Origin of the sequence: Candidatus Pantoea communis (assembly GCF_011752685.1) — a bacterium.
GTDB lineage: Bacteria > Pseudomonadota > Gammaproteobacteria > Enterobacterales > Enterobacteriaceae > Pantoea > Pantoea communis.
Genome location: NZ_VWXC01000007.1, coordinates 207,500 through 222,148 on the forward strand (window position 1 = coordinate 207,500; position 14,649 = coordinate 222,148).

Here is a 14,649-nt window from a genome sequence, read left to right on the forward strand (position 1 = left end):
AGCCAATGCCACCCTTTTTATTTCAGGAGTTAAACATGACGCAATTAACAGGTATTGCGCTGCTCGGTGCTGGCCGCATGGCGAAAGTCCATGCCAGCGCCATTCGCCAGGCGGGCGGGCAAATTGTGGCAGTGTACGATCCGGTTAGCGCAGCCGCTGACGCGATGGCGGCAGAAACCGGTGCTGCGGTGGCATCCAGTGCTGCTGCGGCTATCAACCATCCTCAGGTGGATGCGGTCGTCATCGCCACTTCATCGGATACCCACGTGGAGCTGATCATCGCAGCCTCCCATGCCGGTAAACCGGTGCTGTGTGAAAAGCCGTTAGCCAGCAGCCTGGCGGATGCGCGGCGTTGCATTGAGATCATTGGCAGTGAGGCGGCTCAGCGGGTGTTTCTCGGCTTCAATCGCCGCTTTGACCGTGGGCATGCCTCGGTGCGCCATGCGGTACAGGCCGGTGAGATTGGTCGTCTTGAGCAACTGACCATCACCAGTCGCGATCCCTTCCCGCCACCGCTGGAATACATTCCACGCTCCGGCGGCCTGTTCCGCGACATGATGATCCACGATTTCGATATGGCGCGCGGAATCGTCGGCAAAGAGTTTGTCAGTATCACCGCGCACGGATCGTCGATTATCGATCCCGAAATCGGTCGATTGGGGGATGTGGACACGGCCAGCGTGACGCTACTGGCGGAAGACGGCACGCTCGTCACTATCCTCAACTCCCGTCGCTGCAGCTACGGCTTCGACCAACGCATTGAAGCCTTTGGTTCCTCAGGGATGGTGATGTCCGACAACCCGCGCCAGTCAGGCTTTACGCGCTATTCACCCAACGCGCCGGGCTGCGCCGCACCAATTCTGGAATTCTTTATGGAGCGCTACGGGCCCAGCTATGTGGAAGAGATGCGGCTGTTCCTGGCGTGTGCACAGAGCGGCAAACCGATGCCGGTCAATGCATTGGACGGACTGAAAGCCGCACTGCTGGCGGAAGCCGCCACGGAGTCACTCAGACTCGGCAAAACCCTGCACCTCACTGGATTAGATCAGGAGTTCCATCATGCATAACACTGCGGGCCGACATACGAATACCATTGCCATCGTGACTGGTGGCGCACAGGGCGTGGGTTTTGCCATCGCACGTCAACTGGTACGGGAGGGTTGCACACGATTGATCCTTGCCGGGCGTGATGCAGAGAAGGGCGTGCGTGCCAGTGCCGAACTGGCTGAACTGGGCGCCACCGCGCAGTTCGTCGCACTGGATTTGCAGGATGTGGAAGCGTGCCTGGCATTAACCGAGCGGGCGGTCGCAGCCTTTGGCGACGTGAACGTGCTGGTCAATGCTGCTGCACTGGGCGCTCGCGGCACGCTGGTGGATACACCCGTTGAACTCTGGGATCAGATGTTCAATACCAACGCGCGTGCGCCTTTCTTTCTGATGCAGGGCTTTGTGCGCCATCGGCTGACTCAGGGCGGCGGCGGGGCGATCGTCAATATCCTGTCTCAATGCGCGCACTGTGGACAATCTTATCTGGCACCTTATTCCGCCTCCAAAGGTGCACTCGCCACGCTGACTAAAAACGTGGCCAATGCCTATCGCGGCAACCGTATTCGCTGCAATGCCATTTTGCCCGGCTGGATGGACACGCCTGGCGAGGATCTCACCCAACGAAAATATCACGGCGCGACGGATGGCTGGCTGGAACGCGCCGAGGCGTCACAGCCGATGGGACAGCTTTGTAAGCCGCAGCAGTTGGCAGGCCTTGCCAGCTATCTGCTCAGTCAGGAAGCCGGTGTGATGACCGGTGCATTAATCGATTACGACCAGAATGTTGCCGGTGCCTATCCCGAGTAAGGATGCGCCGATTCTGCCCCCTACAGATCAATACAATAAGGTCAGATTATGCAATTGAAAAAACAGCTTACCGCGCTGGCACTGCTGTGCGCGCTACCCGTGTGCGTGATGGCGAAAGACCTCAGCATTGGCGTTAGCATGGATCATTTCGATGATAATTTTCAGACCATCCTGCGCCAGGCGATGGCGAGCAAAATGAAACAACTCGGCGATGTAAAAGGGCAGTTTGAGGATGCAAAAGGGGATTCTGCACAGCAGTTGCAGCAGGTGGAATCCTTTATTGGTCAGGGGGTTGACGCCATCATTGTCACGCCCACCGATACCCAGGCAATGAAACCGATTATCGCACTGGCACAGCGATCTAACGTGCCGCTGGTGTTCGTTAACCGTCGGCCAGAAACACCGTTGAGTGATCGCATGGCCTATATTGGATCGGATCCACGTCTGGCCGGAAAAATGCAGATGGAAGCACTGGCGAAGACGATGGGGGATAAAGGCAATGTGATGATCCTGATGGGCAATCTGTCGGGCGAAGATACCCGCGAACGCACCAAAGGGGTCGAAGAGGTGATCGCGCAGCATCCGGGCATGAAGGTGCTGGATAAGCAATCCGCACTGTTCTTCCGCAAAGAAGCCAATGATGTCACCACCAATTGGCTACTGACCGGTCAGGATATCAACGCCATCGTCGCCAACAATGATGAGATGGCGATCGGTGCCATTCTGGCGCTGAAGCAGGCGGGGGCGAAAAATGTGCAGGTAGCGGGCATTGATGGCACGCCAGATGCGCTGCAGTTCATCAAGAGCGGAGAGATGAGCCTGACGGTGTTTCAGGACGCCAAAGGGCAGGGCGATGGCGCAGTGCAATCGGCGGTTGCGCTGGTGAAAGGCGATAAGGTGGCGAAGGATACCTTTATTCCTTATCAACTGATTACCAGAGAGAATTACAGCGATTTTGCGCAGAATAAGGTGCGCTGAATATTAAGGTGCTGCTTCCGGTGCGCATTAATGCGCACCCTGGAATGAACGGTAACTGCCAATGCGCATCCTGAAATTATGAGCGCTATTGATGTGCCCCCTGCACTGTAGAGTCGCCTTTAATGGCGACCAACACGCAGTTTTCCCGTAGTGGCTAATTCGCGTAACTCTCTCTATGATGGATTTTTTCCCGGATGATTGTCGGGAACGATCAATGACTTAGGGAAGTAACCACGCGATGACTCTGTTAAACGACCTCGATCTGCGTCAGCTGGAAGCCTTCTCGGCGGTAATTTCAGCCGGCAGCGTGACGGCGGCCGCCAAAGCACTAAACCGCTCGCAGCCCGCCGTTTCCCGCCTGATTCAGGAGCTGGAGCAGTCGCTGGGTTATCCGCTGTTTATCCGCAACGGCCCACGTATTCATCCCTCGGAAGAGGCGCTGCAGCTGCATCAGTATGTGCAGAAAGCGCTGCTGTCGCTGCAACAGATCCGACTCCGCGCACAAGAGATCGCCCATCAGCAGCATCGTCCGCTCAGTATTGCCGCCACGCCAGCACTGGCCGCCGGGTTATTGCCGCAGGCACTGGCCGCACTCAATCTGCAGAACAAAGTGCAAATCATCAGTGAGTCCGCCGTACAGACGGCACATGCGGTGATTACCGCTGAAGCAGACATCGGTTTGTGCAGCTTGCCGCTGGAGCATCATGCGGTGGAGTTGCACTGGATTGGGCAATCACAGTGCGTAATTGCGCTACCGGAAGAGGATGAACTGGCGGCACACAGCGCGCTTTCGCTGAGCCAGCTTGCTGGCCGCCGTTTGATTGCACCGTGGAGTCCGCAACGCCTGCGTAGTCGTTACGAAAAAGCACTGAAGAAAGTCAAAGCGCCGCTGCTGGAAACTATCGAAACCAACTCATCGGCAAATATTCTGGGCTGCGTGCGTGCCGGATTGGGCGTGGCGATCCTCGAACCGGTCACCGGCTGGGGCATGCCGCTGGCCGGAGTGGCGATCCGTCCGATTCAGGAAGACATCCCTTACTTCTTTGGCGTGATCACGCCGCAAGGCCGCCAGATTTCCAGCGCTGCGCAGGCACTGGTGGAAGCGCTGGCAGACGCCGCTACTCAGCTGCTGCCAGGGTTTGAACGTCTGCCTGCCAGTGAACATCCGCGCATCATGCGAGTGATAAACCAGGAGTCATAGCGGGGCAATTGAGTTCATCCAACAGCATTAGCGCTTCAATTAGAGATGAAGCGCATCGCTACGCATCTGAACCGAATGCATTAGGCACGCAATAGCCTTATTACACTACAGCGGCAGGATAAAGTACCTCGGCTTCCTGACTTATCAGGCGCGATGAATCCCTTCATTTTCAACGCTTATAACTTTTTCGGCATAAGATATAAGAAATCCATTGGTCAAATCCTGAGCGAAAATCTTGACTCACATTTAGGGCAAGAGGATTATGCGAAAACTTAACTCCTATTATGCGTATTGATGATTGTTAGCTACCTATTATACGTTTTATAGATAATTAAAAGGGTAGGATCATCGGCGTGTTTTCATCGTTTTCGCTCGCTCTCAACGCGATCGCTGACACCAGGGAAATCTCTCTATGACGTATGCCGCCAAAGGTCTTGCTGCATTAGAAGCTCAGCTTCAGCAGGATCTGGAATTTCTGGAACTGCCCGCCAAATCCTGGGTACCGGAACGCACCTTTCAGAGTGCGCCGGTACGCGATGTAGTGGTGATTGGAGCGGGCATGTGCGGTCTGGCGGCACTCGCCAAATTACAGTTCACCGGCATCAGCAATGTGGTGGCTTATGACGCCGCACCCGCTGGGCTGGAGGGGCCGTGGATCACTTTTGCGCGTATGGAAACCCTGCGCTCACCAAAAACGCTGCACGGCCCGGCTCTTGGCCTCGCGCAACTGACCTTCCGCGCCTGGTTCACGGCGCAGTGGGGCAAAGAGGCGTGGCAGGCGCTGGACAAAATCCCTAAAGCGCAGTGGATGGATTACCTGATTTGGTACCGCAAGGTATTGAATCTGCCTGTACAGAACAACGTGCGTGTCACCAGCATTGCACAGGCCGGGGATTTGATTGCGCTGGATTTGGAGGGTGCCGAAACCGAGCGTGTTTACACGCGCCGTTTGGTGCTGGCCACCGGACGTTCTGGCCTCGGTGGCTTCGCCGTGCCGGATTTCCTGCAGGGCATTGATCGTCAGTTCTGGGCACACTCCGCTGATGACATCGATTTCACGGCCTTAAAAGGCAAGCGCATTGCGGTGATTGGTGCAGGCGCCTCGTCGATGGATAACGCGGCCACCGCGCTGGAACAGGGCGCTGCTGCCGTCGATCTGCTGATTCGCCGCAAAGAAATGCCGCGTATCAACAAGATGACCGGCATTGGCAGTCAGGGCGTGGTGCACGGCATGCATCAGTTGCCGGATGCGTGGAAATGGAAATTTGTCGATTACACCGCCGCGACGCAAACGCCACCGCCGCGCTCTTCCACTCTGCGCGTATCACGTCATGAGAACGCGCGCTTCTTCCTCGATTGCGGCATTAACGCCGTTAAACAGGAAGAAAACGGCCTGCTGATTGAAACCACCCAGGGCGCACTGCACTACGACTTTTTGATCGCCGCCACCGGCTTCACCAACGATTTCCACGGCCGCCCGGAGTTTGCCGCCATTGCGCCGCATATTCGCAGCTGGTCTGACGGTCGCTATCAACCTGAGATGGGCAATCCGCGCCGCAGCCTGCTGGAAGCGCCGGATCTCGGCCCTTCATTCGAGTTCCGCGAACTGACGCCTGATGCCTGCCCGATGCTGGCACACATCCACTGCTTCAACGATGCCGCCATGCTGACGCACGGCAAAGTCTCCGGCGACATTCCTGCGGTAAGCGCCGGTGCCGATCGCCTGGTGCGCGGTATTACCGCCTCGCTGTTTGCCGAGGACGTCGAGCAGCACTACGCCAACTTACAAGCTTTTGACACCCCTGAATTACAGGGCGATGAATGGGTGGATTCAACCCCGTTACTAAAACAGGAGAACGCGTTGTGAGCGACGCTATTGATCAAGCAGCCGGATTAACACCAGAAGAGGCGTTGTATCAGACGCGCCGCCTGCGTCCCGAATTTGTTGAGGGCGCAGAAGCGTGCCGTGTGTCAGTACTCGCGCCGGAAGAGGATCAGGGTTTACCTGCGGATCTGCGTCTGGCACTGGCGCAGCGTATGGCGGTGTTGAACTACGATGCGCCGCTGCAACGTGATTACCAGGCGCAGCTGGCGGCGTTGAATCCGTCTGAAGCCCTGCTGGCGCTGGCCTCGGGTTGCGCCGTAGCGGAAGAGCCACTGGCCACGATTGCGCGCCATGCTGACATGGTCACGCAGCAGCCCATTCAGGCTACCGAACAGCATATTCGCTTGCTGGAGCAGGCTGGTTTGAGCAACCCACAAATTGTTGCGCTCTCTGAGCTGATCGCCTTTGTTAACTTCCAGACGCGCGTGGCGGCTGGCTTACGTTTGATGAGGTCCGCATGATTCCGTCGGTAAATCTCAAGCCGCTGCACTGGCATCCGTACATCACGCCAGTCGATGTAGAACAGGCGACACCGGCGCAGCTCGATGCGATGAAAGTCACGCCGTCCAACAAGAAGATCTCCGAGTACGTGCGCACGCTGGTGCACGATCCCGAGAGTTACACCGCACGTACCGGGCTGTTCAACGCCATTATGTATGTCGAAGGTGGCCTCGATCGTGCCGATCGTGAGCTGGGCGCGCTGGGGGCTTCGATCGTCAACGGCTGCCGTTATTGCGCGGTGGTGCATGCGCGACGTCATGCACAGTTAGCTGACAGTGACGCCGTGGTCAGTGCCATCTATTTTGATAGAGCGGATGTATTAGGTGAACGCGATGCGGCGATCTACCGCTTTGCCCGCCGTTTATCGGTTACGCCTTCTGAGGCCACACCGGAAGATGTGGCGGCACTGCGTGCCGTCGGCATGAACGATCAGGAGATTATCGATCTGATCCACGCCATCGCCATCTTTGGCTGGGCCAACCGTCTGATGCATGTGCTCGGCCATGCTGACCTGAACAAATAAGGGCTGCACCGGATGTTAGAACTCAACAATATTACGCTCTCTTACGGCAGCAATCCGATCCTCAAAGGGGTTGATCTGTCGGTAAAACGCGGCGATGTGGTGTCGATCATCGGGCCAAGCGGCACCGGGAAAACCACGCTGCTGCGCTGCATTAACTATCTGGCGAAGCCATCAGCCGGGACGATTCAGCTGGATCAGATCCGCATGGATTATCAGTCACCGGATAAAGCGGCGATCCAGGCGATCCGTCTGCGCACCGCCATGGTGTTCCAGCAGTTTAACGTGTTCAAAAACATGACGGTGCTGGAAAACGTGATGGATCCGCTGATTGTCATCCAGCGTAAAACCAAACAGCAAGCGCGCGACATTGCCGTGCAGGAGCTGGAGCGTGTGGGTCTGGGTGCCAAGCTCGATCACTATCCGTCGCAGCTGTCTGGCGGCCAGTTACAGCGTACCGGTATCGCCCGTGCTTTGGCGGTGCGTCCGGATGTGATGCTGTTTGATGAACCGACCTCATCGCTCGATCCTGAGCTGGTGGGTGAAGTGCTGAAAGTGATTAAAGACGTGGCGTCATCCGGCATTACCTCGCTGCTGGTGACGCATGAGATGCAGTTCGCGAAAAGCATTTCGAATCGCATCGTGTTTATGGATCAGGGTGTCGTGGCCGCGCAGGGCAGTCCGACAGAGATGTTTGATAACCCAACCCTGCCGCGCCTTGCACAGTTCCTCAGTTCAGAACGAGCATTCTAATAATTAAAGGAATCAAAGACATGCCTGCAATCAAAACCACATTACGTCGCCTGGCCGCGCCTGGCATCATCGCCCTGGCTCTGATCAGCGGTAACAGCTTTGCTGACGCGGTACGCACCATCAAAATCGCCACCGCTGCGGAATCCAAACCGCTGTCATGGGGCGCCATCGGCCACGAACCTGAGGGTTACGAGCCGGACGTGCTGAAAGCCATCAACGCCAAACTGCCACAGTACAAGTTTGTGATGGAAGGCGCGGCGGATATCGCACAGGAAACGGGCCTGGTGACCGGCAAGTACGACATGGCGACCGGCGGTTACTATAAAGCGCCAGCGCGCAGCAAACAGTTCCTGATTCCGGATGCACCGATCGGTGCCAGCCTGATGAAGATCTACAGCCGCAGCGATAGCAATATCAACGGCATGAAGGATCTGGTCGGCAAGAATATCGTGCCGGTGACCGCAGGCGGCGGCGTGTATAAATTCGTCACTCAGTGGCAGCAGGATAACCCGAACGACAAAATCACCATCAAAGCGTCCAGCGCGGGCGTGCCTTACCCGGATCGCCTGAAAGAAGTGCAGAACGGGAAATACGATGCGCTGATCCTGCCTTCAAACCTCGGTGAGCAGACGGTGATCGACAACCAGAAGCTGGCGATCAAAGCCAGTGAGCCAGTGGTGATCAACAATACCTATGTACTGATCCACCGCTCTGCCGAAAACCAGGCCCTGAACGATGACGTGAACAAAGCGCTGAAAGAACTGAAAGACGACGGCACGCTGGATAAGCTGGCGCAGAAGTGGTTTGGCGAAGAAGTCACTAAGTACATGAAGTAATAGATTCACTGCGCCCGGTGCTGAGCCGGGCGCATGCTGTCCTTTTTAGCAGGAGTGTTTCACCGTGAATCTATCCTCCATGATTCCAGAACTGCTGTCGGCGCTGCCACTGACGCTCGGCATCATGTTTGTCGCGATGATTGCCGGGTTCTTTCTGGCGCTGATCGCCACCGTTTTTCGCGTGCGCCGTATTCCCGTGATCAGCCAGCTGGCCGATCTCTATGTTTCCTATGCGCGCAGCGTGCCCGTGGTGCTGCAGCTGTTTGTGGCTTTCTACGGCATGCCGCTGATCACCGATAATTTCGGCTTTGGTGACTTCTTTACCGCCAATGTGGCGGCGATGATCGGCCTGAGCCTGTATCACGGCGGTTATTTGTCGGAAGTGATGCGCCCGGCATACCTTGCGGTGGAACGGGGTCAGCACGATGCCACCGACAGCCTTGGCTACAGCTTCCGCCAGAAAATGCTGCGGGTGATTGGCCCGCAGGCGGTGCACTTTGCGCTGCCGGGTTACGGCAATGCGATTATCTATCTGATTCACAACGTGGCGCTGGTGATGTACATCGGTGCGGCAGATGTGATGGCGACCGCGCACCTGATTATGGAACGCGATTACAACCAGTATCAGTTCGGCACCTATCTGGTGTTGGCCGTTCTCTATTCACTGCTGTGCGGTGTGGCGTGGCTGGTTATCCGCTTCTTTGAACAACGTCATGCGAAGTACAGCTCTAAGTCTGCACCGCGCGTGAAGTTCACCACCAGCGTCTGAGTCGGGGAGACAAACCATGTTTGATGCTGAGGTTTTGCTGCCGGACTTCTGGAGCATTCTCGATGCGGTACCGGTGACGCTGCTAATGGCGGTCACGGTGTTTATCTGTTCGACGCTGTTGGGCGGGTTGTTTGCCTTTATCGAACATCGCCGCATTCCAGTGCTGCGCCAGCTGGTGATCACTTACAAAATCGCCTTCAAAGGCGTGCCGATGGTGGTGGTGATTTTCCTCGCCTATTACGGCTTGCCACCGGCGCTGCACTTTGTTGCCACGCTGTTTGGCGTCGAGGTGAATGCCCATTCACTGCCGAACTGGGTGATCATCATTGTGGCACTGAGTGCCTGTGTCGCGGCATTCCAGGCCGAAGTGTGGAAAGGCGCGCTGAACTCGTTCGACAGTGGACAATCCGATGCCGCTTTGTCGCTCGGCTACAGCGGTGGACAGCTGTTCCGTCGGGTGATGTTCCCGCAGATTATCGTGGCGGCAATCCCCGATCTGGCGAATGCGTTTATGGTGATCATGAAAGCCCTGTCGCTGGCGTTTGCGATTGAAGTGGTGGATATCTTTGCCCAGGCGCAGTTGACGGCGGCGCTGAATTTCTACTACCTCGAAGCCTTCCTGATTGCGGTGGTGTTCTACATGGTGATTGCTTATGTGGTCACTAAGATCGCCGACAAGATCGAGGCGGCGCTGCGCGTGCGCACCTAGAGATGGCTAAATTGTGATGAAACGGCAGCCCAGTGTGGCTGCCGTTTTTTTTGGCAAATTTGCGCGATAAATCGTGCTGTTACAGGGCCTGCACGGGTTGGGTAGCGGCGCAATTCATTGCTCTTCACAATGAACACTCCTTGCTTTCATTATGCAAGTCACTTGCAAAATGATAGTCACTCTGCAACAGTATGCCGCATCAGATCCTCTGCGGAATACCCACCATGAAAAACGAACCGCTCTATCAAATGGCCTGCCCGATTGCGCGCAGCCTTGGCCGTATCGGCGATGGCTGGAGCATGCTAATCATGCGCGATGCGCTGGCCGGTTTTACCCGTTTTGACGAATTCCAGAAAAACAGCGGCGTGGCGCCGAATATCCTGTCGCGCCGCCTGAAAGAGCTGGTGGAAGACGGTTTGCTGGAAAAGGTGTGTTACAGCACCACGCCGATGCGCTTCGAATATCACCTTACGCCAGCCGGACGTGATTTGCGTGGCGTTATCCTGGCGCTGGCCGAGTGGGGCAGCACCCACTTCTCGCCGGAAGGAAGGCAGATGCAGCTGGTGGAAACCGCCACCCAGCGTCTTGTGAAACCGCAGCTGGTCGATAGCGAAAACGGCCAACCACTCACCAGCGATAAATACCAAATGGTGCCCGGCCCGGCAGCGGCGCCGATCATGCACTATCGCCATGATTATTTGCAGAAAAAACGCGCGGGTGACAGCACGCTGAAATTCTCTCCGCCTGTTACAGAGAAACAGCCATGACCCGCACGCGCAAAAAATCCGCTCTGCTGCTGGCAGTGGCAATCGGCGGTTTAGAGGCGGCAGGTTATGGCTACTATTGGTGGCACACCGCGCGCTTTATGCCTTCCACCGATGATGCCTATGTTGGTGCAGATATCAGCGCCATCTCTGCCAAAGTGCCGGGCTACATCCACACGCTGGCGGTGCAGGACAACGCACAGGTGAAAAAAGGCGATCTGCTGGTGCAGTTGGATAACCGTGATTATCTGGCGGCGGTGGATCAGGCAACGGGTGAAGTGGCAGCACAGCAAGCTGCGTTAAGCGATATCGCCGCCACGCGCCAGCTGCAACTTGCCACTATTGCGGGCACGCACGCCTCTCTGCTGGCAGCGCAGGCGGTAACACTGAAAACCACCTCCGATCAGCGCCGCTACAGTGCGCTGGCCAGCAGCTCTGCGGTATCCCAGCAGATCCGCGATCATGCTCAGGCCGATTACCATCAGGCGATGGCGGAAGAGAGCAAAACCCGCGCCGACAAAACCGTTGCCGAGCGCCAGTTGCAGGTACTGGATGCCCGTGAGCAGCAGGCCAAAGCCGCCTTGACTCAGGCTCAAGCGGGGCTGGCGATGGCGAAGCTCAATCTTGAATACACTGAAATCCGCGCCCCCTTTGATGGCGTGGTTGGCAACCGTCGCGCCTGGTCAGGTTCTTATGTCAGCAGCGGCACGCAGCTACTGTCGCTGGTGCCTGTTCAAGGGCTGTGGATCGATGCCAACTTCAAAGAGAGCCAGCTGGCCAATATGAAGCCGGGGCAGTTGGCTCGCATCGTCGCGGACGTGTTACCCGGTCGCACCTTTAATGGCCACGTTGGCAGCCTGTCGCCAGCCACCGGTTCACGCTTCAGCATTCTTCCGGCAGAAAACGCCACTGGCAACTTCACCAAAATTGTCCAGCGCGTGCCGGTGCGCATTGTGCTGGACGGCGACGCGGCGGTGCTGGGTCTGTTACGCCCTGGTCTTTCCGTCACGGTGACGGTGGATGAGAGAAGCGCGCGATGAGCAGCGTGGCTGCACCGCTGATGGCACCGGCGGAGATGCCGGTCAGCAAGAAGGTGTTCGCCTTTGCCACCCTGTGCATCGGCATGTTTATCGCCTTACTGGATATCCAGATTGTCTCCGCCTCATTGCGGGATATCGGCGGAGGGCTCTCGGCGGGTGACGACGAAACCGTGTGGGTGCAAACCAGCTACCTGATCGCGGAAATCATCATTATCCCGCTTTCCGGCTGGCTGGCGAGCGTGATGTCTACACGATGGCTGTTTGCCGTCTCCGCCTGCGGCTTCACGGTAATGAGCTTGCTGTGCGCCTGGGCGTGGAATATTCAGAGCATGATCGCCTTTCGCGCCTTGCAAGGATTGGCGGGCGGCTCGATGATTCCGCTGGTGTTCACTACCGCCTTTGCCTTTTTCCAGGGCAAGCAGCGGGTGATTGCGGCCGCCACCGTGGGTGCGCTGGCCTCATTAGCCCCGACGCTAGGGCCCACGGTCGGCGGTTGGATTACCGATAACTTCAGCTGGCACTGGCTGTTTTACATCAACATCATTCCCGGTATTTACATCACCATTGCGGTGCCGCTGCTGGTCAGGATCGATTCGCCGAATCCCGAGTTACTGCGCGGTGCGGATTACTTCAGCATTGTCTTGCTGGCGCTATCATTGGGCTGTCTGGAGTACACCCTGGAAGAGGGGCCGCGCTGGGGTTGGTTTGACGATAGCACCATCACCACCACAGGCTGGATCGCATTGCTGTGCGGCGTGCTGTTTATCTTCCGCACGCTAAACCACGCCAAGCCGATCATGGATCTGCGCGCGTTAAAAGATCCAGGCTTTAGCCTCGGCTGTTATTTCTCGTTTATGGCTGGCGTGGGGATCTTCGCCACCATCTATCTCACGCCGCTGTTTCTCAGCCAGGTGCGCGGCTTTAGTGCGCTGGAGATCGGGTTAGCGATCTTCTCCACCGGCATTTTTCAGATCCTGTCGATCCCGCTTTATGCCTGGCTGGCGAACCGCGTCGATCTGCGCATTTTGCTGGCGTTTGGCCTGACGAGTTTTGGTGTATCGATGTTTTTCTTTGTGCCGATTACCCATGACTGGGGTGCCAAAGAGCTGCTGTTTCCGCAGGCGTTTCGCGGCATGGCGCAGCAGTTTGCGGTGGCGCCCACCGTGACGCTGACGCTCGGCAGCTTGCCACCCGCGCGACTAAAATTAGCCTCAGGACTGTTTAATCTGATGCGTAATCTCGGTGGCGCTATCGGCATTGCGCTGTGCGGCACCGTGCTGAATGACCGCACCAATCTGCACTTCAGCCGCCTGGCCGATCACCTCAACAGCGCCAGTTTGTCGCTCGGCGACTATCTGCAATCGCGCACCGCAGCCCTGATGTTTAACGGATTAAGCCTGGATGCGGCGCACACGGCGGCGCTGCAATCGCTGGCTTCACTCACCCTGCGCGAGGCGCGCACGCAGGCTTTTTCGGACGCATTCTGGCTGATCATGGTCGGATTTTGTATCGCTGCGCTGCTGGTGCCTTTGATGAAAAAGCCCGCAGCTTAAGGAGTTATCGATGAAACGTATTGTGATTACTGGTATGGGGATGGTTTCCCCGCTCGGCTGCGGTACAGAAGCGGTGTGGCAATCACTGCTGGCAGGGAAATCCGGCATCAGCGCCTTACCGGACGAGATGGTGCAGGACATCAGCTGCAAAGTGGCGGGTCAAGTGCCCACGCTGGAACAAGATCCACAGCATGGCTTCGATCCCGAGCGCGTGATCGCGCCAAAAGATCGCAAGAAAATGGATCGCTTTATTGAGTTTGCGCTGGTGGCGGCGCATGAAGCGCTGACGCAAGCTAACTGGTTCCCACAGGATGAGGCGGATCGCCAGCGCACCGCGACGGTGATCGCCACTGGCATTGGTGGTTTCAACGAGATCGCCAACGCGGTTGTAACCACCGCCAATCGGGGTCCGCGCCGCTTATCGCCGTTTACCATTCCCTCCTTCCTTGCCAATCTGGCGGCAGGACATGTGTCGATTGCCCACGGTTTTCGCGGCCCGATTGGCGCCCCTGTCACGGCGTGCGCGGCGGGTGCGCAGGCGATTGGCGATGCGGCACGATTGATCCGCAGCGGCGAGGCAGACATCGCGCTGTGCGGCGGCACCGAGGCGGCGATCCATCGCGTCAGTCTGGCGGGCTTTGCGGCTGCGAAAGCGATGTCAGGCGGATTTAACGATCATCCTGAACAGGCATCTCGTCCGTTTGATCGTGACCGCGATGGCTTTGTAATGGGTGAGGGCGCGGGTCTGCTGGTGATTGAATCTCTGGAACATGCACAGGCACGCGGTGCGACACCGCTGGCGGAGCTGGTCGGCTATGGCACCAGTGCCGATGCCTATCATCTCACCGCCGGACCGGAAACCGGTGAGGGCGCTCGCCGTGCGATGGAAACCGCGCTGGCGCAGGCGGGCATCACCCCAGCAGAGGTGCAGCATATCAACGCTCATGCCACCTCCACGCCGGTGGGTGACAAAGGCGAGCTGGCGGCCATTCGCACGCTGTTTGCGGACAGCGATGTGGCGATCACCTCGACCAAATCCGCCACCGGGCATCTGCTGGGTGCCGCGGGCGGCGTGGAGGCGATCTTCTCGATCCTGGCACTGCGCGATCAAATCGCGCCGCCAACGCTCAATCTGCTGCATCCCGATGAAGCCGCAGCGGGGCTCAATCTGGTGGCGCTGAAACCACAGCCGATGGCGATGCAGTATGTGCTGTCGAACGGGTTTGGCTTCGGCGGTGTCAATGCCAGCTTGCTGTTTAAGGGTTGGGATGAGGTTTTCCGTTAAC

At 57.4% G+C, this 14,649-nt stretch carries 15 protein-coding genes; all 15 read left to right on the forward strand.

The window, feature by feature from the left end:
* Positions 1–35: 35 nt before the first annotated feature.
* Entirely contained in the window at positions 36–1,067 is a 1,032-nt protein-coding gene (gene iolG, locus F3J37_RS11870; protein WP_166933572.1) for an inositol 2-dehydrogenase, read from the forward strand.
* Positions 1,060–1,854: an SDR family oxidoreductase gene (locus tag F3J37_RS11875; protein WP_166933574.1), complete on the forward strand. Its 795-nt coding sequence runs from the start codon at positions 1,060–1,062 to the stop codon at positions 1,852–1,854. Before iolG ends, F3J37_RS11875 begins: the two co-directional genes overlap by 8 nt.
* 48 nt (positions 1,855–1,902) lie before the next feature.
* Positions 1,903–2,832 carry a sugar ABC transporter substrate-binding protein gene (locus F3J37_RS11880; RefSeq protein ID WP_166933575.1) on the forward strand — a complete coding sequence of 310 codons (930 nt, stop codon included), beginning with the start codon at positions 1,903–1,905 and terminating at the stop codon, positions 2,830–2,832.
* 238 nt (positions 2,833–3,070) lie between these two features.
* Positions 3,071–4,033 (forward strand): LysR family transcriptional regulator, encoded by a 963-nt coding sequence (locus tag F3J37_RS11885; protein WP_034823330.1) that lies wholly within the window; start codon positions 3,071–3,073, stop codon positions 4,031–4,033.
* Positions 4,034–4,445: 412 nt separating this feature from the next.
* A complete protein-coding gene (locus F3J37_RS11890) occupies positions 4,446–5,900 on the forward strand; it encodes an NAD(P)-binding domain-containing protein (protein ID WP_166933576.1) in 1,455 nt (484 codons plus the stop codon).
* Positions 5,897–6,379 carry a CMD domain-containing protein gene (locus F3J37_RS11895; RefSeq protein ID WP_166933578.1) on the forward strand — a complete coding sequence of 161 codons (483 nt, stop codon included), beginning with the start codon at positions 5,897–5,899 and terminating at the stop codon, positions 6,377–6,379. Before F3J37_RS11890 ends, F3J37_RS11895 begins: the two co-directional genes overlap by 4 nt.
* Positions 6,376–6,942 (forward strand): peroxidase-related enzyme, encoded by a 567-nt coding sequence (locus F3J37_RS11900; protein ID WP_045814738.1) that lies wholly within the window; start codon positions 6,376–6,378, stop codon positions 6,940–6,942. The genes F3J37_RS11895 and F3J37_RS11900 overlap by 4 nt, the downstream gene beginning before the upstream one ends.
* A 12-nt stretch (positions 6,943–6,954) precedes the next feature.
* Positions 6,955–7,692: an amino acid ABC transporter ATP-binding protein gene (locus F3J37_RS11905; RefSeq protein WP_160833014.1), complete on the forward strand. Its 738-nt coding sequence runs from the start codon at positions 6,955–6,957 to the stop codon at positions 7,690–7,692.
* 20 nt (positions 7,693–7,712) lie between these two features.
* Positions 7,713–8,528 carry a transporter substrate-binding domain-containing protein gene (locus tag F3J37_RS11910; protein WP_034823325.1) on the forward strand — a complete coding sequence of 272 codons (816 nt, stop codon included), beginning with the start codon at positions 7,713–7,715 and terminating at the stop codon, positions 8,526–8,528.
* Between the two features lie 79 nt (positions 8,529–8,607).
* A complete protein-coding gene (locus F3J37_RS11915; RefSeq protein ID WP_197080186.1) occupies positions 8,608–9,297 on the forward strand; it encodes an amino acid ABC transporter permease in 690 nt (229 codons plus the stop codon).
* Between the two features lie 16 nt (positions 9,298–9,313).
* Positions 9,314–10,006, forward strand: coding sequence for an amino acid ABC transporter permease (locus F3J37_RS11920; protein WP_034823323.1), 693 nt, complete (start codon positions 9,314–9,316; stop codon positions 10,004–10,006).
* A gap of 224 nt (positions 10,007–10,230) precedes the next feature.
* Entirely contained in the window at positions 10,231–10,773 is a 543-nt protein-coding gene (locus F3J37_RS11925) for a winged helix-turn-helix transcriptional regulator (protein WP_166933579.1), read from the forward strand.
* On the forward strand, positions 10,770–11,810 hold the full coding sequence (locus tag F3J37_RS11930) for an HlyD family secretion protein (RefSeq protein ID WP_166933580.1): 1,041 nt from the start codon (positions 10,770–10,772) through the stop codon (positions 11,808–11,810). Before F3J37_RS11925 ends, F3J37_RS11930 begins: the two co-directional genes overlap by 4 nt.
* Complete coding sequence (locus F3J37_RS11935) at positions 11,807–13,363, forward strand: DHA2 family efflux MFS transporter permease subunit (protein ID WP_240154095.1); 1,557 nt, start codon at positions 11,807–11,809, stop codon at positions 13,361–13,363. Before F3J37_RS11930 ends, F3J37_RS11935 begins: the two co-directional genes overlap by 4 nt.
* A 10-nt stretch (positions 13,364–13,373) precedes the next feature.
* Entirely contained in the window at positions 13,374–14,648 is a 1,275-nt protein-coding gene (gene fabF / locus F3J37_RS11940; RefSeq protein ID WP_166933582.1) for a beta-ketoacyl-ACP synthase II, read from the forward strand.
* Position 14,649: the final 1 nt, after the last annotated feature.